This is a genomic window from Streptomyces sp. NPDC036764 (assembly GCF_055609385.1).
On sequence record NZ_JBVJPT010000002.1, the window covers coordinates 331,460 to 352,834 of the forward strand.

The 21,375-nt window shown below is 72.4% G+C and carries 17 protein-coding genes; 3 read left to right on the forward strand and 14 right to left on the reverse strand.

Translation table 11 applies throughout. From position 1 onward, the window contains the following. Nucleotides 1-3 precede the first annotated feature (3 nt). Nucleotides 4-333, forward strand: coding sequence for a TfoX/Sxy family protein (locus tag ACZ69Q_RS13055; protein ID WP_471040976.1), 330 nt, complete (start codon nucleotides 4-6; stop codon nucleotides 331-333). Between the two features lie 6 nt (nucleotides 334-339). On the opposite strand, the gene ACZ69Q_RS13060 is transcribed toward ACZ69Q_RS13055, so the two are convergent. Next, entirely contained in the window at nucleotides 340-1,155 is an 816-nt protein-coding gene (locus tag ACZ69Q_RS13060) for a LysR family substrate-binding domain-containing protein (protein WP_471040978.1), read from the reverse strand. An 84-nt stretch (nucleotides 1,156-1,239) separates the two neighbouring features. Here ACZ69Q_RS13060 and ACZ69Q_RS13065 point away from each other — a divergent pair, with 84 nt between their 5' ends. Then, nucleotides 1,240-1,632 (forward strand): DUF5997 family protein, encoded by a 393-nt coding sequence (locus ACZ69Q_RS13065; RefSeq protein ID WP_471040980.1) that lies wholly within the window; start codon nucleotides 1,240-1,242, stop codon nucleotides 1,630-1,632. Nucleotides 1,633-1,656: 24 nt separating this feature from the next. Here ACZ69Q_RS13065 and ACZ69Q_RS13070 read toward each other — a convergent pair whose 3' ends face one another. Beyond that, a complete protein-coding gene (locus tag ACZ69Q_RS13070) occupies nucleotides 1,657-2,619 on the reverse strand; it encodes a Dyp-type peroxidase (RefSeq protein ID WP_471040982.1) in 963 nt (320 codons plus the stop codon). A 166-nt stretch (nucleotides 2,620-2,785) separates the two neighbouring features. Between ACZ69Q_RS13070 and ACZ69Q_RS13075 the strand changes: the two genes are divergently transcribed. Beyond that, nucleotides 2,786-4,954 carry a TerD family protein gene (locus ACZ69Q_RS13075; RefSeq protein WP_471040984.1) on the forward strand — a complete coding sequence of 723 codons (2,169 nt, stop codon included), beginning with the start codon at nucleotides 2,786-2,788 and terminating at the stop codon, nucleotides 4,952-4,954. Nucleotides 4,955-5,107: 153 nt separating this feature from the next. On the opposite strand, the gene paaE is transcribed toward ACZ69Q_RS13075, so the two are convergent. The 12 genes from paaE to ACZ69Q_RS13135 form a co-directional block, all read right to left on the reverse strand. Beyond that, a complete protein-coding gene (paaE, locus tag ACZ69Q_RS13080; RefSeq protein ID WP_471040986.1) occupies nucleotides 5,108-6,223 on the reverse strand; it encodes a 1,2-phenylacetyl-CoA epoxidase subunit PaaE in 1,116 nt (371 codons plus the stop codon). Continuing rightward, nucleotides 6,224-6,733, reverse strand: a complete 510-nt coding sequence (gene paaD, locus ACZ69Q_RS13085; RefSeq protein ID WP_471040988.1) for a 1,2-phenylacetyl-CoA epoxidase subunit PaaD — start codon at nucleotides 6,731-6,733, stop codon at nucleotides 6,224-6,226. Continuing rightward, nucleotides 6,727-7,554 carry a 1,2-phenylacetyl-CoA epoxidase subunit PaaC gene (gene paaC, locus ACZ69Q_RS13090; protein ID WP_471040990.1) on the reverse strand — a complete coding sequence of 276 codons (828 nt, stop codon included), beginning with the start codon at nucleotides 7,552-7,554 and terminating at the stop codon, nucleotides 6,727-6,729. The genes paaD and paaC overlap by 7 nt, the downstream gene beginning before the upstream one ends. Before the next feature lie 10 nt (nucleotides 7,555-7,564). Further along, the gene (gene paaB, locus ACZ69Q_RS13095) at nucleotides 7,565-7,858 is read right to left on the reverse strand and encodes a 1,2-phenylacetyl-CoA epoxidase subunit PaaB (RefSeq protein WP_030957096.1); all 294 of its coding nucleotides are present in this window, start codon (nucleotides 7,856-7,858) and stop codon (nucleotides 7,565-7,567) included. After that, nucleotides 7,855-8,832, reverse strand: a complete 978-nt coding sequence (gene paaA / locus ACZ69Q_RS13100) for a 1,2-phenylacetyl-CoA epoxidase subunit PaaA (RefSeq protein ID WP_471040992.1) — start codon at nucleotides 8,830-8,832, stop codon at nucleotides 7,855-7,857. The genes paaB and paaA overlap by 4 nt, the downstream gene beginning before the upstream one ends. Before the next feature lie 144 nt (nucleotides 8,833-8,976). After that, on the reverse strand, nucleotides 8,977-9,864 hold the full coding sequence (locus tag ACZ69Q_RS13105; protein ID WP_471040994.1) for a peptidoglycan-binding protein: 888 nt from the start codon (nucleotides 9,862-9,864) through the stop codon (nucleotides 8,977-8,979). Beyond that, nucleotides 9,864-11,411, reverse strand: coding sequence for a DUF6519 domain-containing protein (locus ACZ69Q_RS13110; protein ID WP_471040995.1), 1,548 nt, complete (start codon nucleotides 11,409-11,411; stop codon nucleotides 9,864-9,866). The genes ACZ69Q_RS13105 and ACZ69Q_RS13110 overlap by 1 nt, the downstream gene beginning before the upstream one ends. Nucleotides 11,412-11,489: 78 nt before the next feature. Next, nucleotides 11,490-13,676, reverse strand: a complete 2,187-nt coding sequence (locus ACZ69Q_RS13115) for a hypothetical protein (protein WP_471040996.1) — start codon at nucleotides 13,674-13,676, stop codon at nucleotides 11,490-11,492. Continuing rightward, nucleotides 13,676-17,482 carry a putative baseplate assembly protein gene (locus ACZ69Q_RS13120; RefSeq protein ID WP_471040997.1) on the reverse strand — a complete coding sequence of 1,269 codons (3,807 nt, stop codon included), beginning with the start codon at nucleotides 17,480-17,482 and terminating at the stop codon, nucleotides 13,676-13,678. Before ACZ69Q_RS13120 ends, ACZ69Q_RS13115 begins: the two co-directional genes overlap by 1 nt. Continuing rightward, nucleotides 17,479-20,580 carry a putative baseplate assembly protein gene (locus ACZ69Q_RS13125; RefSeq protein ID WP_471040998.1) on the reverse strand — a complete coding sequence of 1,034 codons (3,102 nt, stop codon included), beginning with the start codon at nucleotides 20,578-20,580 and terminating at the stop codon, nucleotides 17,479-17,481. The genes ACZ69Q_RS13120 and ACZ69Q_RS13125 overlap by 4 nt, the downstream gene beginning before the upstream one ends. After that, nucleotides 20,577-20,969 (reverse strand): GPW/gp25 family protein, encoded by a 393-nt coding sequence (locus ACZ69Q_RS13130; RefSeq protein ID WP_471040999.1) that lies wholly within the window; start codon nucleotides 20,967-20,969, stop codon nucleotides 20,577-20,579. The genes ACZ69Q_RS13125 and ACZ69Q_RS13130 overlap by 4 nt, the downstream gene beginning before the upstream one ends. Further along, a complete protein-coding gene (locus ACZ69Q_RS13135; RefSeq protein ID WP_471041001.1) occupies nucleotides 20,966-21,301 on the reverse strand; it encodes a hypothetical protein in 336 nt (111 codons plus the stop codon). Before ACZ69Q_RS13135 ends, ACZ69Q_RS13130 begins: the two co-directional genes overlap by 4 nt. Nucleotides 21,302-21,375: the final 74 nt, after the last annotated feature.

Sequence of the window (21,375 nt, forward strand, 5' to 3'; positions counted from 1 at the left end):
GTCATGGCGTACGACGAGGGGCTCGCCCAGCGGATCCGGGAGCAGCTCGGAGACCGGCCGGATATCACCGAGAAGCGGATGTTCGGCGGCATCGCCTTCCTGGTGCACGGCAACATGGCCGTCGGCGTGAGCGGCGACGACCTCATGGTCCGCGTCGGCCCGGACGGCACCGACGCCGCCCTGGCCAGGCCCGGCACGCGGATCTTCGACATGACGGGGCGGCCCATGCGGGGCTGGATCCTGGTCGCAGGGGACGCCCTCGCCGAGGACGACGTGCTCGCGGAGTGGATCGAAAAGGGGTGTGCCTTCGCGGCGGGCCTGCCGCGGAAGTGAGCCTCGCTACGACCTGCCGCGGGGCTTGCCGCGCCGGGTGGTGCCCTTGGCTCCCTTGGTGCCCTTGCCGCCGGTGGAGCCGCCGCGCCGGCCACCGCCGGTCCCGGTCCCGCTCTGGCGTCGCCCGCCGCCGCCCGTGTCCGGACGCTTGCGCTTGGGCGGCTCCGGGGTGGCCGGGGTCTGGGACGTCGTACGGCCCCGGGTGCTGTTGACCGTCCGGCCGCGGACGACGCCGATGAAGTCCTCGACCAGGCCGGTGGTCGCGTCCTCCGGCCAGGACAGGGCGATGCTCGACTGGGGGCCGTCCAGGAGCGTCCGGTAGGTGAGGTCCTTGCGGTGGTGCAGGCGGGCCAGCGACTGGGGCACGACGAGCAGGCCGACGTTCGCCGCGACCAGCTCGACCGCGTCCGCGGTGGTGGCGGGGCGCTCGAAGGCAGGCTCCCCCGGTGGCCGCTCCCAGTCGAGGACGTCGTCCAGGGGGTGGAAGACGACCTCGTCGGCCAGGTCCTCGCTGGTGACCTCCTCGACCGCCGCGATCACGTGGTCCTTGGGGACGACGACGACCGTGGTCTCGGTGTAGAGGGGGATCGCGCTGAAGAACGTACGGTCCACCGGCAGCCGTACGAAACCGGCGTCGGCCTCGCCCTTCCGGAGCAGGTCGGGCGCCTCGGCCGCGGTCACCGAGTGAAGGCTGAGGGGCACGTCGGGGAAGCGCTCCTGCCAGATCCGCACCCACTTCGCGGGGGTCACTCCCGGGACGTACGCGAGCCGGAACGACGGCGCTGCCTGCGGGGTGGGCGGGGGTGCTTCCGAGCCTGTCACCTGGCCAGGTTACCGGGCGTGGCCGACGGCCGTGGTCGGCGGGCGTGGTCGGCGGGCGTTCACTCACTCGATACCCTTGAGACCATGACGTCGCACCAAAGCACCCAGACCATGAAGCCCGCCACCGCGGCGAAGAAGCTGGGTGTGTACCTCGAAGCCACCCCCGCCGAGTTCCGGGAGGGGGTCGTCACGCGCGCGGAGCTGAACGCGCTCCAGGCCGAACCCCCGCAGTGGCTGCTCGACCTGCGACGAGACGGCCCGCACCCGCGCCCGGTGGTCGCGGCGAAGCTCGGCGTCTCCATCGCGGGGCTCGCCCGCGGCGGTGTCACCGAGCCCCTGACCACCGAGCAGATCGAGGCGCTCAAGCAGGAGCAGCCCGAGTGGCTGACCAAGGAGCGCGCCACTCAGGCCGAGGTCCGCAAGGAGACGGCCCGGATCAAGAAGCGGGACGCCGAGCGCGAGGCACAGCAGCCCTGAGCCCGGCCGGGCCGTCCGGGCAGGTCAGTGGGTGTCGGCCGGTTCCGGGATCGCTTCCAGGAAAGTGGCCGACGGGCAGAAGAACAGCGTCCCGGTGACGGCCCGGGAGTAGTCGAGGATCGGGTCCGGGCCCGATTCGGGGCTGCCCACGAACATGTTGCGGAGCATGGCCTCCGGGACGTCGGGCGTCCGGGCGTAGGCGATGAAGTACGTGCCGAACTCGCCGTGGCCGGGCCTGCCGAACGGCATGGCGCCTCGCAGTATCTCCCGCTCCTCCCCGTCCGGGCCGGTGACCGTGTTCACGTCGATGTGGGAGCCGGGGACGTCGAGCTCGATGTTGGTCAGTTTGGAGCGGCCGATCACCTTCTCCTGGGCCTCGACGGCCAGGGCCTCCCAGGCGTCGACGTCGTGCACGTACTTCTGCACGATCGCGTAGCTGCCGCCGAGGAAACCGGCGTCCTCGTCACCGACGATCGCCGCTTCGGCCGCCGCCGTGCCGACCGGGTTCTCGGTGCCGTCGACGAAGCCGAGGAGGTTGCGGGAGTCGAAGTAGGCGAAGGCCTGGACCTCGTCCTGGACGGTGACCGCGCCCCGCAGCCGCTTCATGATCTCGGCGGACAGGGCGAAGCACAGATCCGTGCGGGCGGCACGGATGTGGAACAGCAGGTCGCCCGGGGTGGCCACGGCGTGATGCCGGGGGCCTTCCAACTCCTCGAAGGCGTGCAGTTGTCGGGGACGCGGGCCCTCGAACAGCCGGTCCCAGGCCGAGGATCCGACGCCGGCCACGCAGCACAGCCCTCCGTCCGGGCTGGGGAAGCCGACGGCTCGTACCAGTCCCGCGAGCCCGGCCAGCAGATCGCGTGCGGCGCTCTCGCCTCCGGGTTCGATCGTGACCACCAGGAACACCGCGACGGGCGCCGGCTGACTCAGCACCGGCTGCGGCAGTGCACCGGCCGACCGTATGGACGACGGCTTGGATGACGGCATGGTTCCCCTCTCACCCTCGGTCCCCGCCACCTAACGATGCCCGGCCGAACCGGGAACGATACCCGGCGAATTCCCGCACTTCTGGCGCGTGTGCGAGGTGAGATCGACGGGTTCGGCCGCAAAAACCCGCATGCGAACGCTCGTACGGTTCTGGGATCATCCCGGCATGGTCCACCGTCTGGAATCCCTGGTCGTCCGGCACACCCGTCGCCTCCCTCGCCCCACCGGTCCGTCCGGTGAAGGCTCCGTGGCGGCGCGGCAGTTCGATGCCGCGCTCATGTCCGTGGGCTTCAAGCTCTCGGCCGAGCTGTTGCAGCGCCTGTCGGGGCTCGACGAGGGCACGGTGGTCGACACCGCGGTGCGGACGCTGGGCACGGTGCGCGAGATGGTCGGCGACCATGTGGCGCACAACGTCTACTTCGTCGACTTCCCGGCCAACGTGCCGGACACGTACGACTTCTGGATGCGCTGCATCGCCGACGCCCTCGCCGACGACGGGGCGCGAGCAAGCGTTCTGGAGCAGCTCGGCGAAGGCGTCGTCGACCTGCTGACCCTGCCGTCGTACGGCCGTTACCAGCACACATACGCCGAGATGCTCGGCCACCACGAGGAGCTCATCGCGGCTGCGGGCGACCGGTTGACGGTCCTGCACCTCGGCGGTGACGCGGACACCGAAGTCAGCGGCCTGTACCTGGCCTTGGCGGGCAGCAGCACGCCGCTGGGTGAGGACGCGCTGCGTGATCTCGACGTGCTCGCGAGGGTGTGCGTGGAGGGACCGCAACCCGAGACGATCCCGGTCCGGGAGAACCGTGCCGTAATCAACCGGGCCCGGCTGCGGGCCGGTTCGCCGGCGCTGCTGGACACGGTCACCGATGTGCTGCGGCTGGCCTGCGCGTTGTCGGACGGTGATGTGACCCTGGCGGAGCCGACCCGGTTCCGGGGGCTGTCCCGGCCGCTGCGCCGGGCCCTGCTGGCGGGCCTGGACTCGGTGGTCGCCGCCGCGCCCGCGAAGCTCGCGGACGTCCGCGCCCGTCGCGAGGACTGGAAGCGGCTCGGTGAGCGGCTGCACCCGCACGAGTACCCGCAGTTCCCGCACGCCGCCTACGTGTTCGCGGTCGCGCGCGGTGAGAAGCGGGCCCCTTCGTTCGACGGCCGGGTCGAGGAGCTGCTCGGCGCGCGGGACGTCACCGGCGCGGTACGGCTGCTCAAGTCCGCGCCTGGCAGGCTGCTGCGTGCGCTGGACCGGCTGCTGCGAGCGGAGCTCACGCCCGAGGAGCGGGACGCGCTCGTGGCCGCGGTCGAGGAGGTCGCTCCGCGGGTCGCCGGGCGGGTCGTGCTGTCGGTGCGCGAGCATCTGCACAACCGCACCGCAGGTGCCGACCGGCCGCGCCGTGTCTTCGTCAACCGCCTCGGCCGTGCCTGGGTCACCGCGGACGACCGTGCGCCCGTGCCGCCTGCCGAGCGGGAGCGGCTGATCGCCGTGCTCGACGCTGAACTGCGGCGCCGGCTGCCGGATCCGGGCCATCTGCTGATCGACCCCGACGTCCTCGACGTCGCGCTGCCGCTCAGCGGCAAGGCGGTCTCGTCCGGCCTCGGCGTGCTGCCGCGCGGTTCGGTGTCGCCGGTCGACGGCGAGCTGCTGCGCTTCTTCGTGTACTGGAAGGAGAAGAGCCGCCCGACGGACTACGACCTGTCGGCGCTCATGCTGGACGCCGACTACCGGACCGTCTTCTGGCTGTCGTACACCAACCTCAGCGAGCTGGAGGGCGAGCACTCCGGCGACATCACGCAGGCGCCGAACGGGGCCTCGGAGTTCATCAACCTGCGGCTGGACGCGCTGCGCGGCACCTTCGTCGTGCCGCAGGTGAACGTCTACTCCGGGGAGGGCTTCGAGGAGGTCGAGGAGTCGTTCTTCGGGTTCATGCTGCGCGAGGGCGAGCAGAAGGGACGTCCGTTCGAGCCGCGTACCGTGCGCATGAAGTCGGAGCTGCGCGGTCCCGGCCGGGTGGCGCTGCCGCTGGCGTTCCAGCGCGGTGCGGACGGGCGTTGGCGGGCCAAGTGGCTGCACCTGTACCTGAAGGGCCACCCGGCGACCAACCGCGTCGAGGGCAATCGAGTGTCGGTGGCGACTCTGTTGCGCGGCATCGTCGAGCGTGAGCAGCTCACCGTCCGCTACCTCGTCGGCCTGATGGACGCCACGACGACGACCCTGTGGGACGGCGAGAAGGTCCCGGACGGGCCGGTCACCTTCATCGGTCTCCAGCGGCCCGAGGGACTGCATCCGGACTCGCGGATCGTGACCCCCGAAAATATGCGCGACCTGATCCCGGAGTGACTGATAGCGTGAGCTGTGGCGAGGCCATGAAGGGGGCTTCCTTCTCAACGCCGTGGAAACGGCTTCAATGGAACTAGTCCCCTCGCTCTCCTCGCCCTCGACGCAAGGCCGGTGGTCTCCCGCACTCGTGCGGGAGACCACCGGCCTTTTCGATCAACTGTCGTAGTCGACCGTCAGCGTCTCGGACACCGGGTACGACTGGCAGGTCAGCACGTACCCGGCGTCGACCTCGGCCGGCTCCAGCGCGAAGTTGCGCCGCATGTCGGCCTTGCCGTCGGTGACCAGGGCCCGGCAGGTGCCGCAGACGCCGCCCTTGCAGGCGAACGGCAGGTCGGGGCGGGTTCGTTGGGCGCCGTCGAGGATGCTCCGCTCCCTCACCAGCGCGGCGGTGGTGGAGCGGCCGTCGAGGGTGATGGTGACCTGGCTGACGGGTCCCTGCGGGCCGGCGTCCTCGTGGTGCACCTCCCGTACGGGCTCGTCGTCGGCGAAGAACAGCTCCTGGTGCACCCGCTCGTCCGGCACCCCGAGTCCCGCCAGCACCCCTTGGGCGTCCCGGACCATGCCGTGCGGGCCGCACAGCCACCAGTGGTCGGCACTCGTCACGTCCACCAGCGCGTCGACGAGTGTCGCGAGCCGCTCGGCGTCGATCCGGCCGGAGAGCACCTCGGCCTCGCGGGGCTCGCGGGAGAGCACGTGGGCGAGCTGGAACCGGGTCGGGTGGAGGTCCTTCAGGTCGGCGAGCTCGTCGGCGAACATCACCGTGTCGGTGCGGCGGTTGCCGTAGAAAAGGGTGACCGTCGAGCGGGAGTCGGCGGCCAGCACGGACTCGGCGATGGACATCATGGGCGTGATGCCGGAGCCGGCCGCGATCAGTACGTGGTGGCCGGGTGTGGTCAGGTCGGGCGTGAAGGCACCGGTGGGTGCCATGACCTCGACGGTGTCGCCGGGGCGTACGTCGTCGACCAGCCAGGACGAGAACAGACCGCCGGGCACGACCCGCACGCCGATGCGCGGGCTCGAACCCACCGGTGAGCAGATCGAGTACGACCGGCGTTCGTCGCGCCCGTCGATCTCGCGCCGCAGCGTCAGCGACTGGCCCGGCTCGAAGGCGAACTCCTCGGCCAGTTCCGCCGGGATGTCGAAGCCGACGGCGACCGCGTCCGCGCACAGGGGCTGGACGGCGGCAACGCGCAGGCGGTGGAAGGCAGGACGGCGGCGGGTGCGCGGGCGCGGTCCGCCGGCCGTCCGTGCTTCGGTGACGCCTTCCATTCAGATCTCCTTGACGTACTCGAACGGCTCGCGGCAGGCGCGGCAGCGCCACAGCGCCTTGCACGAGGTGGCCGCGAAGCGGGAGGTCTCCTCGGTGTCCGCCGAGCCGCAGCGCGGGCAGGCCACCGCGTTCCGGGTGGGCGACAGCACGAGCGCGACCGGGCCGCCGCGCGGGGCGGGGCCGGGCGGTGCGATGCCGTGCTCGGCGAGCTTGCTGCGGCCGGCCTGGGTGATCCAGTCGCTGGTCCACGGCGGGTCGAGGACCGTACGGATCTCCACGCGCGGGTACCCCGCGGCACGCAGCTTCGCCGCGACGTCCGCCCGCATCTCGGCCATGGCCGGGCAGCCGGAGTAGGTCGGCGTGAGGCTCGCGACCACCGTGCCGTCCCCGGTCAGCTCGACGCCGCGCAGGACGCCCAGGTCGGCCAGAGTGAGCATGGGCAGCTCGGGGTCCGGCACGGACGCGGCGATGTGCCGGGCGCGCCGGGCGTCGAGAAGGGTGGTCACCATGTCGCCTCCGGGTGGGCGCGGGCGACGCCCTGCAACTCGGCGAGCAGCGGGGCGAGGTGCTCGGTGTGCTCGCCGTCGCGGCCGGAGCCGGGCAGCGGACGGTACACCGGCATGGGCAGTCCGGCCGCCGCGGTGACCTGGCGGATGTCCGCGACCACCTCGTCGCGCACGTCGTACGCGGTGAACAACTCGCCGATGTAGGGGGCCACTTGCTCCTGGGCGCGGCGCATCCGGCGATGGGACTCGTCCGTGCCGTCGCCGAGGCGTACGGCCCACTCCGCGGCGTACTGCCGGTGGTAGGCCAGCTCCTTGACGCCCTTCGCGGCGATGGCCGCGAGCACGGGGTCCGGGTGGGAGGCCAGCCGCTCGAAGTGGGCGAGGCGCCAGCTCGAGAGCACCAGCAGCCGCACGATGGAGAACGCGAAGTCGCCGCAGGGGAGTTCGGCCAGGCGTACGTTGCGGAAGTCGCCGGCGTCGCGGAAGTAGGCGTAGGCGTCCTCGTCGCGGCCGGTGCCGTCGGCCTGGCCGGCGCGGGAGTAGAGCAGGCGGGCCTGGCCGAGCAGGTCGAGGCCGATGTTGGCCAGCGCCACCTCCTCCTCCAGCTCGGGGGCGCGGGTGATCCACTCGGCAAGGCGCTGGGCCGAGACCAGCGCGTCGTCGGCCAACGCGACGCAGACGGCGGCCAGTTCACCGGCGTCGAAGCCCTCGGGGACGGTGGTGTCCACGCCGTGCAGCGGGTCCTCGAAGCCGGTGCCGTAGGCCCAGCGGGTGTCGTCCTCGTGTCCCTCGGCGAGGGTCATGTAGACGTGGTCGTCACTCATGCCCTCTCCTTCAGATGTGCGGGACGTCGTCGGGGATGTCGTAGAACGTGGGGTGGCGGTAGACCTTGTCGGCGCTGGGCGCGAAGAACGGGTCCTTCTCGTCGCGCGTCGAGGCCGCGATGTGCTCGGAGCGCACCACCCAGATGCTGACGCCCTCGTTGCGGCGCGTGTACAGGTCACGGGCGTGGGTGAGCGCCATCCGGTCGTCGGCGGCGTGCAGCGAGCCCACGTGGACGTGGTTCAGCCCGCGCTTGCCCCGCACGAACACCTCGTACAGCGGCCAGTCCTTCTTGTCGGCGCTCATGCCGCCGCTCCCTTCTCCGCACGGGCGGCCTGCTTGGCCGCGTGGGCGGTGGCCGCCTCCCGCACCCAGGCGCCCTCTTCATGGGCGCTCCTGCGCCGTTCCATCCGCTGGGCGTTGCAGGGCCCGTCGCCCTTGATGACCCGCATCAGCTCGTCCCAGTCGGGAGTGCCGAAGTCGTGGTGGCCGCGCTCGGCGTTCCAGCGCAGCTCCGGGTCGGGCAGGGTGACGCCGAGCTTCTCGGCCTGCGGCACGGTCATGTCGACGAAGCGCTGGCGCAGCTCGTCGTTGCTGTGCCGCTTGATCTTCCAGGCCATCGACTGTGCCGAGTTGGGCGAGGCCTCGTCGGGCGGGCCGAACATCATCAGGGACGGCCACCACCAGCGGTCCACGGCGTCCTGCACCATCTCCCGCTGGCCCTCGGTGCCGCGCATCATCGTCATCAGCAGCTCGTAGCCCTGCCGCTGGTGGAACGACTCCTCCTTGCAGATCCGCACCATCGCGCGCGCGTATGGCCCGTAGGAGCTGCGGCACAGCGGCACCTGGTTGCAGATCGCGGCGCCGTCCACGAACCAGCCGATCACCCCGACGTCGGCGAAGCTCATGGTCGGGTAGTTGAAGATCGACGAGTACTTCTGGCGGCCCTCGATCAGCCGGTCGGTGAGGTCGGCGCGGTCGGCGCCCAGGGTCTCCGCCGCCGAGTACAGGTACAGGCCGTGCCCGGCCTCGTCCTGGACCTTGGCGAACAGGATGGCCTTGCGGCGCAGCGACGGCGCGCGGCTGATCCACTCGCCCTCGGGCTGCATGCCGATGATCTCCGAGTGGGCGTGCTGCGCGATCTGCCGGATCAGCGTCTTCCGGTAGCCCTCCGGCATCCAGTCCCGCGGCTCGATCCGCTGGTCACGCGAGATCGTCGCGTCGAAGTGCTCTTGGAGCGGCTCTTCGGCAGGCGCCTCGGCGGAGTGTGAAGTCGTCATCGATTCCCGCTTCCCAACCGACCATTCGTTCGGTATCCAGTGTGACGTGTTTCCGCCAGGGGAGCAAGACCCTTCGGGCCCGTGAAAACGGCCCAGGACACCCCCGTGGGGTACCTGGGCCGTTTCGGCGCGTGCGCGCGACCGTCACACGTTGGGCACCTTCAGCTTGTCCCAGCTCACCTTGCCGGGGATGCCGTCCGCATCCTTGCCCTTGAAGCCGAGCTTGTGCTGCCAGGCGGCGTAGGAGCGGCGGTCGGCCTCGGTCCACTCGGGGCTCGGGCCCTCCTCGTAGCGGCCGCAGCCCTCGGCGACCAGGCGGCGGCCCATCGCGGTGATGATCGGGGACTTCTGCCCGATGTGGAAGAAGCCGCTGCCCGGGAAGGGCTCCAGCTTGGGCTTGGGAGCCGGCTTCGGGTCCGGCTCGGGTGCCCCTCCTCCCCCGCCCTTGAGGCGCTGCGCGATGCGCTTGCGCATACCGTCCATGGTGAAGCCGCGCGGGTCCTGCTTGCCGGGCTGCCACTCCTTGTGCCCGATCACCGAGCGCTCGCTCCAACCGTGGTGGCGGCAGATCGCGGCGGAGACCTTCTCGATGGCCTCCTTCTGCGCCTCGGGCCAGGGGTCCCTGCCGTCGCCGAGGTTGACGCACTCGAAGCCGTAGAAGTGGGCGTTGCCGTCGGTGTCGGCCTCGTTGTCGTGCGGCAGCCTGGACTCGTTGACCACGGCGCGCAGGACGTCGCTGTCGCCGAGCCCGGCGTGGTTGGCGCGGCCGTTGCCGACGAGGTGGATGTGGCCCTGTTTGTCGATGACGCCGTGGCACAGCGGGCCGGGCAGCCCGGAGTAGCCGTTGTAGCAGATGCTCACCGAGTTCTCGGTGCCCTTGGTGACGGTGTGGTGGATCATCACGCCGTTCACCGGGCCCCACGGGCCCTTGCTGTTGCGGTTGTGGGTGCGCCAGCTACGGACCTCGTGGACCGTGAGGCCCTCCGCGCGCAGGATCTCCACCATCTTGGACGCGCTCAGGGGCTTGGCCATTACTTGTCTCCTTCCACCGCGGCCTCCGCATCCGCCGTGGTCTGCGACCTCCCGCCGGACGGGTCCTCCGCCAACTGCTCCTCGCGGCTGGCCTGTTCCTCGGCCGCCAGCGTCGCCTCGTCCGCGGCCGGGATGCTGCTGGCCAGCGGGTTGAAGGCGAGGCGCAGGTCGACGGTGCCGCCCTCGCCCTTGACCAGCGCGAGCGGCGCGAATCCGCGGACGATGCCGGCGGGACCCTGGAGCAGCGGGCGCCGGGCCGCGTCCGCCGGCCACTCGACGCTGCCGGTGGCGGTGCGGGCGGGGATGATCCAGTGGTCGCCGGTGCGGTACGTGGCGCCCTTGGCGAAGTACACCTCGACGCCGTCCTCCAGCGGCAGCCACTCCCCCTCCGCGACCGGAACCGCACCGCCCTTCAGAGCGGTCGTACGGCCCTTGCGCCTCGGTCCCTCGTGGTGGTCCCAGCGGCGCAGGAACGGGTTGAGGTGCGGCAGCCGGCCGACCGACTGGTCGGGCTCGGCGCTGAGGCGGACGCGGCGGCCCGGCAGGTCCAGCTCCTCGACCCGCAGCAGGGGCAGGGGCTCCAGGCGGGAGGCGTAGGCGGTGTCGACGAGCTCGACGTGGTCGCCGACGTCCAGGTCCAGCTTGTCGTCGTGGCCGAGGGAGGCCAACTGCACCCAGGTGCCGTCGAGTTCGTCGACCGGGAAGACCACCGAGCCGTTCTCCCGGGACCACTTGAAGGTGGCGTCCTTGGACTCGCCGCCCGCGTGCACCTCCACGCGGTAGAGCTGGTTCTCCTGGCCGCGGTAGCGGGCGTCCGGCTTGACCAGGCAGGGGTCCTCGTCGGCGTGGTCGGGCCGCTCGCTGCGGGCGGCCAGGCGCCCGGTGGGGGTGGCCTGCTTCTGCGCCCACTTGTCGAACGCGGCCCGCACGACCTCCTTGGACGGGTTGTCGTCCTCGATCTCCAGCGCGGCCAGCGACAGCGGCAGCACCTGCCATACGACCTTCACGCGCGCGGCGGTGTCCGGCATCGCGGCACCGAGGGCGACCTCGCGCAGGGCGGGGTCCTCGGCGGCGGAGACGGCACGCTCCCACACGCTCAGGTAGACCACGAACGGCGTCTGCGCGGGCGAGGGCAGCCGGTCGCCGGGCTTCTCCGGGTCACGGAAGCCGTCGGGCTGGTCCCAGTAGGTCCAGTACGCGGGCGGGGCCGCGGCCTCCTGCTCCTCGGCGTCGTCGTCCGGGACCGGCACGCCGGGAGCGGGGCGGGTCGCGTCGAGCAGGATGCCGTCGACGTAGTAACGGCCGCCCTGGATGTGGAGCGTGTCGATGTCGTGCTTGCCGCCGACGTACTGGATCTTGAAGCCCGCGGCGTCGCGCGGTCCCCCGTGCCGGCCGATCAGATCGGCGGCGAGGGTGCGGGCCTGGTGGAGCTGGATCGCGGTCTGCTCGTTGAGGTCGGCGTCGAGCTGGACGCGGCCCTGCTGGGCGATGACCGCCGAGTAGCGCCGCTGCGGGCGGAACGTGAGGCGGGAGAGATCAGCGTGCATGAAGGGGGTCCCCCTGGTTCAGGAAAGTGCGGGTCAGGCTTACGGCGGCGGCGCGCATGCGATGGTTCATGTCTCGCCTCACGTCACGAAGAAGATCCCGGCGTCCGTGCCCGTCGGGGTGTACTCCGCGAGCCGCGCCCTGAGGCCGTCCTCGCGCTGCGGCCGGTACAGGTCGTGGAACGCGCCCATCTCGGCGCCGTCGTCGCAGCCGCGCCGGATCTCCTCGGCACACCGGTCCGCCAACAGGCCGTACCAGGGCGTCCCGTAGCGCTCGGAGGTGAACAACGGCCGTACGCGAGCGGCCTGTTCGGGCCCGGCGAGGTCGGGCTGGCAGCGGTACCGGCGCGGGGTGCGCGACCCCGGCGGCACGTACGAGTACCGGATGCAGCCGATGCCGCGCCGGGCCACATGGAGGCGGCCGGTGAGGATGGAGTTCTCGGCGATCTGCACGGCGTGGGTGAAGATCTCGCCGATGACCGTGGTGCGGTGCAGGTGCAGTACCGCGTGGGCGTGTCGGCAGTCCGGCGCGGAGAGGGCCTCGCGGCCGGGGCCGGTGGCGTCGAGGATGCTGTCGCGCAGGTGGATGTCGAGGGGTTCCTCGCTCACCTCGTCGCCGATGACCTCGATGGTGCCGAGGATGCTGTGCTCGATCTGGAGGCACGCGGTGGTGCGCTCCAGGACGATGCTGGGTTCCTCCGGCGAGTGCGGATCGCACTCGGGCTCCAGCGACCAGCCGGGCACGAGCGTGGAGTGCCGTACGACGACGGCGCCCATGGGGCCGGTGACGTTGATGCCGCGGCCGGCGACCAGCAGGCCGTCGAGGACGATGCGGGGCCGCTCGTGCGGCGCGCAGTCCTCGGACACCGCGCGGATGTTGAGGGCGTCGGGGCGGTTGCTGTACCAGTCGAGCAGGCGGATCACCGGCCGGGTGCCCTCGGCCGCGCGGACCTCCAGACGGTCCCCGGGGTCGAGGTCGAAGTCGAGCTGCTCCTGGTAGGCGCCGCTGTGCGTGATCTCGATGATGCCGTCGGGGCCGGTACGGTCGGCGCGGCGGTCGTGCTGCCAGGCCCGGTAGGCGTCCATGATCTGGCGGTGCGGCTGCCCGGGCCCGACCCGGTAGACCTCCGCCTCGGGACGCGGCTCACGGTCCGGGCGCTCGTACTCGCCGCCGCCCATGTCCGCGCCGAACGCGTGGTGGTAGTCCACCCACACGCCCTGCCGGGGCGCCGACCGCGACCCGAACGCGATCCGCCCGAGCTCCGGGTCGACGGCGACCTGGCCGCGCTTGGGCCGATAGCGCCAGTCGGAGAGGTCGGCGACCACGATGTCGGACGGCGGTACGGGCTGGTCCTCGCCGTCGCGCCGGATGACGAGGCTCTTGCCGGGGCCGTAGTAGTCGGTGAGCCGGTCGTGGAGCTGACGGCGGGTGACGAACGCCGGGACGTTGTCGATGGTGGCGATGTGCGTGGGCGACGGCTCCGGGAACGGCTTGGTGACCAGCGGGGTGTCGTTGCCCAGGATCGAGAAGGTGTAGAGGTTGCGGGCGCGGTCGATGCAGTACGCCGGGGACTGGGTCAGCGAGTGCGCCTTCAGCCGCCACACGAACAGCGCGACCCCGGCCGTGGTCCAACCACCCTGCCGGTGCCGGGAGTTGGCGCGGCGTACGTCGGCCGTGCGGGCCGTGGCGCCGAAGGGGCCGCCCGCGAGGTCGAGGGCGGAGTTGTCACGCAGGTCGACGAGCCGGCCGCGCTCGCCACGGTGGACGCCGGTGTCGCCGTGCAGTTTCACGGGCTGGGTGTGGGAGACCTGCCGGGACAGTTCGACGGCGCGCGCCGGCCAGCCGGTGACCTGGTCGGAGAGTTCCTCCAGGAGGTGGAGAGTGCCCTTGCGACGGCGGTTGGCGACGGTGGCGGCCACGTCGGCGCGCGGGGCGACGGCCTCGGCGAGGGCGGCGCGGCCCCCCTCGTGCAGGCCGGTCGTCAGGACCCGCTCGTAGCCGGGCAGGGTGCGGTAGGCGACCAGGTCGCCGAGGTACGGCAGCACCCAGGGGGCGGCCGTCTCCACGAACAGGTCCTCATAGCCCTGCTCGACGCCGTCGCGGACCCGGTCGAGCTGCTCCGCGATCACGGCGAGCAGCGCGCGCAGCGGCTCGCCCTCCTCGGCGTCGCGCAACAGGTGCCAACGCGGCAGCAGCGCGGCGAGACCGTCGGGTTCCCTGGAGGCCGTCGCCGGGGTGGCGGTCTCCAACTTGACGTCCGGGGACATCACTTGACCTCCGTCAGAATCAGGGTGTCCGCGGCCTTCGGCGACAGCATCGCGAGCTGGGCGGGGCGGATACCGCGGAAGACGAACACCGAACGGCCCTTCGCCAGGCGGCGGGTGTCGGTGATGTCGGGGTTGAGGCGCAGGAGTTCGGCGAGCGGGACGCCGTACCGGGCGCAGATCTCCGACAGCGTCTCGCCGTTCGCGGCACGGACGGTGTGGGTCCTGACGTCGTAAGTCGCCGGATGCGCCGGGACCGATGACCTGGGCGGGCCCGGGTCGGTGAGGAGATCCGTGAGTTCCTCGGGTGTGGCGGACGCGGGCACGCCGGTGAAGACGTCCACGTCCACGTAGTCCACGCCGGGCACCGAGTGGGCCGTGGCGAGGACGTCGGAGAGGCGGGCGGGCCTGCCCAGCTCCCGTCCCTCGTAACCGAGTCGGGCCAGCAGCGCCTGGCGCAGCCGGGGTTCCACGATCTCCCAGGCATGGTCGGGGGCGACCTTCACCCTGGCGGCGACCAGCAGCAGGACCAGTTCGCGCACGTCCACCCGGACCGGGAGGTTCATGTCCCCGTACTCGGTGAGCGCGCCGCGCAGGGCCTTGAGGGTGTCCGAGTCGCCGTCGATCGGCACGTCGTCGGTGCCCGCGACCGTCACGTGCAGCACGCGCCGCCGTCCGTCGAAGAGTTCGCGCGCGGCGGCCCGTCCGATGCCGGCGCGGGAGCGGGCGAAGTCCTCGTAGTCGGACTCGGAGACCAGCCGGTCCAGCGCGGCCACGGCCAGCGGGATCGTCCGGCGGGTGAGGCCGGGGCCGTCGGCGTCCGCGCCGCCCTTCGCCGGACGCGGGTTGGTCACCTGGGTGACGCCGAGCGGCCGGGTGAGCGGCTGGGTGACGCGGTCGGAGGCGACGTTGGCGGCCTTGCCGGTGCCGAAGCGGTAGCGGGCGCGGATGTTCTCGTGGCCGGAGGGCAGCCGGGCGCCGTTGATTCCGTCCCCGAAGGTGACCGTCGTACGGCCGTCGGCGGTGGAGCCGGTGATGTACACCCGCTCGCCGGGGCCGCGTCCGGCGAGGCTGTCGACCTCGTGCCACAGGATGCCGTCGACCCGGAGCTCCAGCACCGGTGTGGCGCCGAGCGGATTGTCGTCGGCGAGCCAGGTGAGCGGGGACTGCCACAGCGCGAACGTCTGGTTCACGCGGTCCGAGTCGCCGCTGCCGATGGCCTCCTCGCGGCTCTCGCCGTGGGTGGCCTCGACGACGTTGCCGAGGATCTTCACCGTCTCGCGGCGGTAGCGGTGGGCCAGGATGGCGGTCAGGGTGAGGCGGGTGTGGACGCGGTCGCCGGGCAGTTGCGGGTCGACGGCCGGGTCCGCGGCGGCGATGACGACGACCTCGGTGGCCCTCACCCCCGCCGTCCCCGGGATGTCGCTGCGCTCGCCGCCCACCATGAGCGTGCGGCCGGGCCGCAACCCGTCGTACAGCTCGGCGAGTTCGATCTCGTTGCCGTGCACGTCCTCGCCGAGCGGTTCGTCGGCGAGGCGGAGGGCTTCGCCGGCCGCGTGCACGGTGGTGTCGCGGATGTGCGAGAGCAGTACGTCGAACTCGTCCAGCCACGGGTCGGCGAGGGTGAGTTCGGTGCCGCGCCCGGTGATGCCGTAGTTCGAGTACGCCGCCGTACGCGCCGCGACGACCTGGGTGGTGACGAAGGCGAGCTTGGGGTCGCCCGGGATGCCGTCCAGGGCGCCCTTGGCGGGGCGCTGGATCGCGACCCAGCTACCGACGGTGATGCCGGTGTGGACCGTGTCCAGTTGGAGGATGCGGCGGTTGAGCGGCTCCGGCTTGCTGGCGATGACGATCTCGACGTTGGGCTCGGTGGTGCCCACCGTGTACTTCAGGCCGATCTCGTACTCGCCGTGCGTGACCTGCTCGTTCGCGCCCGGCCGCAACGGGATCTGCACCGACGTGCCGTTGTGGACGCCGACGTGGACCAGGCCCTCGTCGTCCGGGCGGGACACGAAGAGGGTGCGCTCGGGCAGGCCCGACTGGAAGCGCGCCGTGACGCCGGGGTCCTGGGAGTCGGCGGGGCGCCGGTTGAGCCAGTTGAGGTCGCGGTCCTGGCCGGAGCGGACGGACAGTTCGACCTGACCCGTGCCGAGCGGGAAGGTCAGCGGCTGGGCGACCGGCAGGTTCTCCGCACGCTGGTCGGAGCTGCTGCCTTCCACGTACTGGAACTCGGCGCGGACGGGCGCCCTCCCCGACGTGTCGTACACGACGCGCATGCTCGCCAGGACGGCACCGGTGAGCGGCCAGTCGGCGGTGCGGATGACCCGGCCCCGGTCGTCCTGGACCGGCTTGAGCGGGGCCGTCGCACCGAAGGGGGCGGCGGTGACCCGCATGGCGAGCAGCTCGCGCAGGAGCCGCGGGCTGCCGGGGGCGGCGGCCGTGCGCCAGGCCGGGTAGAGGGTGCCGAGGGAGGGGTTGAGCGCGGAGAGCAACCGGGCGGTGTCGGTACCGGGTCGCTGGGAGCCGGTGCCGCCGCGCGGGGCGGGGGTCGAGGAGCGAAGGGCGGGAAGTACATCGCCGAGGGCTTCAAGAGCAGCAGTACGCGCATCGCGCCCCTTCAGGGGCGCGGGGAACTGCGCGACCAGCCCCAACGGCGCGGCAGACGACCGCCTACCCACCTCTTCCGACTGCGCGGGTGCCAACTCCAAGGCGCGCTCGGCGAGTTCCGCAAGCACCGCCTCCAACTGCCCGAACCAAGCGGCGACGTCCTCGTACGGCTCCGCCAACACCTGAGCCTCACCGAGACGCGCGACCGGCTCCGCAAGCCGCGCCGCAAGCCGCTCAGGACTCTTGATGCCGTCCAAGTCCCCCCGCAGCGGCGCGAGCACCTGATCCTCGAAGTCCTCGATCAGCCGGCTGACCGGCCGCGGGTTCGGCACCTCCGGCGTCGGCGGCTCATCACCCGGCTCTCCCGGTGCGGCCGGCGCAGCCGTCCAGCGCCGCACCTCGTCGACGAGTTCCTTCAGGGTCGGCGGCGCGGACTTCGGCAGGGAGATCGCCGTGATCTCGTCCTCCCGGTCGACCCGCGCCTTCGCGACCGGCAGCAACTTGCGCTCGCCGCCCGCCTGTTCGCCGAAGACGAAGAGCAGTTGGTCCCCGGTCTGGAGTGAGTTGGCCGTGCCCTCGACGAAGATCTCCGAGCGGCGTTCCAGGTCCGCGGGAGTGACGAGGGAGGGGCGCCTGCGGCGCACCTTCAGCTCGTTCCAGTCCCAGCGGGCCGTCAGGTCACGGCTGGTCTCGAAGGTCAGGGACTGTTCGTCGGCCGAGGCCGGCACGCTGTGGCTGCGCGCCCCGCGCGGGATCAGCACCGGCAGCGCCTCGGCACGCGGGTCGCGCTCCAGGGTGTACGCCAGGTGCGTGGCGGCGGCGACGCCGGGACGCGGCCGGTGGCCGACGAGGCGGCCGAGCAGGACCAGGGAGCGGTGCTCGTTGGCCGTACGGATGTAGGCCTCGTCGGCGATCCGCTCGGAGTGGAAGGTGAGCAGGTCGCCCAGGACGGCGGTGGCGTCGAGCAGGCCGATCGCCGGGTCGTCCGGGGTGCGCACCGTGAGGCTCTGGAGGGCGGGGTACGCCGGTGAGGCGAGCCGGTCGAGCAGAGCGGCGCGGAAGGAGCCGTACTCGCCGACGCGGTAGTCGAGCGCGGTGCGGCCGGGCGGGTTGTGCACGGGGGCCGGGGCTGGGCGCTCGTCGTGCCCGCCTCGGCAGGCGCCGCCGCAGCCGCAGTCGTCCGTGATCGGGACCTCGGTCATCGCGCACCTCCCAGGGATATCGCCAGCCGGCCGTTCTCCGGCCGGTCCGGGTCGTTGTCGCAGGTGGCGATCTCCAGCGGGCCGAGCCGCAGCACGCCGTCCTCCCTCTCTCCTCGGTCCGGTTCGTACAACCTGCGCAGCCGGGTGACCTGGACGCTCTCCACGCCGGGCACGGCCGCCGCGACGGCGACCAGCCGGCTGAGCCGCACCGGCTCGCCGAAGGTCAGCGCGTCCGGGTGGAAGAAGCCCCGCGCACCGCTGCCCAGTACGCGGTACAGCTCGGCCAGGATCTGCCCGTGCTGGTGGCCGGGCTTGGCGCACACGGTGAGCGCGATGTCCAGCGGGACCGCACGAGCGGCGCCGACCACGAGGTCGTGGCCGATGCGCCGGTACGGCTCGAGGGCCTGCTCGACCGACGCCAGCAGCTCGGCGGACGGGGCGCCGGTGGCGTACGCGTCGACCGCGATGTGCGCCTCCTGGACGCTGCCGGTCCAGCGCAGCTCAGCCGCTGCCCGCTGGACGCCCGGCAGGGCGCCGGCGAGGGCTGCGTAGTCGTCGGCGGTGACCGCGCGCTGCCGGGTGCGGCGCAGGTCGAGGGGGGCCAACTGGCGTACCTGCTCCACGGGTTCGGGTTCCGTGCCGCCGACGGCGGGCAGCGGGTTGCGGACCGCGGCGGCGGGCGGGGGCGTGCAGTCGGACTGGACGACGAGGTGGTTGATGGCCTCCGCGCCGACGTTGCCGGCCGTGCCGCCGCCGAGGCGGTAGTGCGCGGCGATCCGTGACCCGGGCGTCGGCCTGGCGCCGTGGCGCCCGTCACCGAAGCGCAGGGCGAGCCGTCCGTCGTCCTCCAGCTCGCCGGCGAAGTGCCGGTCACGCGGGCCGCTGTCGAGCAGGTCGCGGCGCGGCTCCCAGGTCTCGTCCTCACCGGCGTGGAGGCGCACGGCGGGCAGGGCGCGACGCGGGTCCTGATCGAGCGCGACGGTCGCGGAGCCGCGCAGTACCGGCTCGTCGGGGTGCAGCCCGGCCGCGTACGACGGCCCCCAGCCATGGGCGATCTCCCAGGCGATGTGCCCGTCGAGCACGGTGCCGGCGCGGGCGCGGGCCGTGAGGACCTCGATGCGGCGCAGCTTGGCGTCGAGCAACTGGTCGCTGCGGAACAGCAGTTCACGCAGGGCCCGGACGGGATGGCGGCGCAGTTCGATGCGCTCCAGGATTCGCAGCCCGTAGATCACCGTGAGCTCGGCGATCTCCTCGTCGGCGAGGCCGTCCCGGTCGCGGGCGCTGCGCCACAGCTCGACGAGCCGCTGCCGCACCCGCCCCGGGATCGCGGCGATCCGCGTGGCCTGCCCGGCGGCGACGGTGCCCGGCTCGGGGAACGGCACCGCCTGCGCGACGGGTATCCGCCCGAGGACGGGACGGAAGCGGGGCCGGATGCCCGGGTAGACGGACTGGGCGAGCAGCGTGCGCAGGGCGGCGGCCTGGGCGTAGGCCGTGCCGGGCACGACGCGTTCGTGGCGCTGTCCGGCGCGTTCCAGGCCGAGTCCGGCGCGGTTGGCGGCGGCCTCGCCGGCCACCTCGAAGAGCTCGCGGACGTCGTCGGCCGTCAGTGACTCGCCCGACTCCGCCTTGTCCGTGAGGGAGTTGATGAGCCGCGCGGGTGCGTTGCCCTCCTCTCGGTCGTAGCAGCCGAAGGCGGGTCCGTCGCAGGGGGCGACCTCGGCGGGGACCTGCGGGACGGTGAACGTCTCGGGGAGCCCGTGAAGCGTACGGCCGTGGTCGACGAGGACGACATTGCCGCGGGCGAGGGTCACGTCCTCGACGGGCAGGCAGTCGCGGCCGCCGCGGGTGGTGAGGCAGAGCGGAAAGCGCAGGGCGTCCTCGGCGGCCCAGGAGACCTCCAGGACCGGCTGGTCCTCGATGCGGTCCACGGCCGGTGTGACGGAGGTCAGGCGGACGGCCTGCCGGTGGCTCGGGTCGGCGTCCCCGGGGGTGCCGGTGCGCGGCCCCTTGACCTCCTCCAGGACGAGCAGGTCGCCCGGCCTGAGGTCGAGTCGGCGATCCCGGCAGGTCTCCTGGTCGACCCACTCGTCGCGCAGGGTGGCGGAGGTGGCGCCCTTCGGCAGGGTGCAGACCTCGCCGGCCCACGTCCACAGGCGGATCGCGTTGTGCGCGACGCGCAGCTCCAGCGGGTCCTCGGTGACGACGGGTTCGAAGACCTCCACTGAGCCGCGCTCGTCGAGGTCGCCGAGTTCGGCCTCGTCGACGACCGTGCCGGGCTCCGGGCGGTCGTGCGGGTCGAGGGTGCGCACGTCGACGGAGGCGAAGCGGAAGGTGCCCGGGGCGAGCGTGTGGTCGCCGGCGGTCTCGACGGCGACATACGCGCGCGCCGAACAGCCGTCGTGCATCGCGTAGTCGATGAGCCGTACGTGCCGCCGCACGGAGACCCGACGCCGGGCGGTGTCGAGATAGGCCTCGGTGGCGACCGCGTCCTGCTGGTAACTGAGTTGGTCACCGGTGTACGCGAGCAGCTCGACGAGGGTCACGCCCAGGTCGGCGGGGTTGCGCTCGACCCAGTCGGGCGTGGTGAGTGCGAGCCGGTCGAGGAGCAGCTTGCGAATGGTGTCGTAGTCGCGGGCGGTGTAGTCGATGACGGGCGCGGACGGGAAGTCCGGGGCGTCCTGCTCGTCCTCCTTGCAGTCGAAGGGGGTCGGGCAGTCGGGCCGGAAGGCGAAGGCCGCGCTGTGGTAGCGCTGGTCGAAGCCGCGGTACGGCTCGGTTCCGGGCCGTCCGTACGGGTCGGTCTCGACGAGGGAGAGCCGGTAGCGGGAGGTGTCGCCGGCCTTGTCGAGGGTGACGTAGAGCCGGTCGTCGAGCTCGGGGTCCTCCTCGCGCTCCACGCTGACGTCCACCGCGGTGATGCCGGTGATGCGGCGGCCGCCGTCGATACGGACGTTCTCGGGGCCGAGGCCGTGCGGGGCCTTCCCGAGGAAGCTGACGGTGAGCAGCAGGCCGTCGTCGCCGACCTCGACGGAGTCGACACCGTTGAGCTGGGCGGCGCGGACCTTGGCGCGGCGGGAGGTGACGGTCGTACCGGTCATGCCGCGGACCTCCCTTCGAAGACGTCGTCACGCCGGGCGCCGTCGGCGCGCACGACGTACGACAGATACACACGGACGACGTTGTCCTCACTGACCACGTCGAGGGCCTCCACGTCGATGAGGTCGCCGAGCCAGCGCTGGAGGGATGCCTGGACGGAGAGTTCGAGGGTGCTGATGAGTTCCGGGCTGGTCGGGGCGAAGACCAGATCGAGGAGGCCGCAGCCGAAGTCGGGCCGCATCACGCGCTCGCCCGGGCTGGTGAACAGCAGTTGCTCGATGAGGTCGTGGACGTGCTCACCCCGGGTGGCGTGCGCGGTACGGCCCCGGCGGTCGGCGCGGAAGGGGAACGCGAGGTCGCTGCGGGGGCGCCCGCTCGGGTGGCGGCTCATCGGACGGTGACCTTTCGCTGCGCGGCCTGGACGACGGGCGGTCCCTGCGGCACCAGGGCCGCGCTGAAGCACTGGGCCGCGGAGGTGTCGAGCAGCACGGGACGGCCGTCGACGGTGACGCCGGTGCCGTCGGCGGTCCAGCGGACCGACACGCACGGCGCGGGCACGCCGTCGACGGTGTGCGGGCAGCCCATGACGACATAGCTGTGGGCGGCCGTGGCGACGGCGGCGCCCGCGAGGCGTACGCCGCCGGAGGTGGTGGTGGCGGGCGCGACACGGCCGCCGTGCGGACAGCCGATCACGGCGTCGGCGTCGAGCAGACTCCCGGACATGGTTCGTGGTCCCCCGTTTTCCTTCGTCGCTGTGGCCGCTCGCACGGCCGTCATCGCTCTCGCGGGTTTCGTCG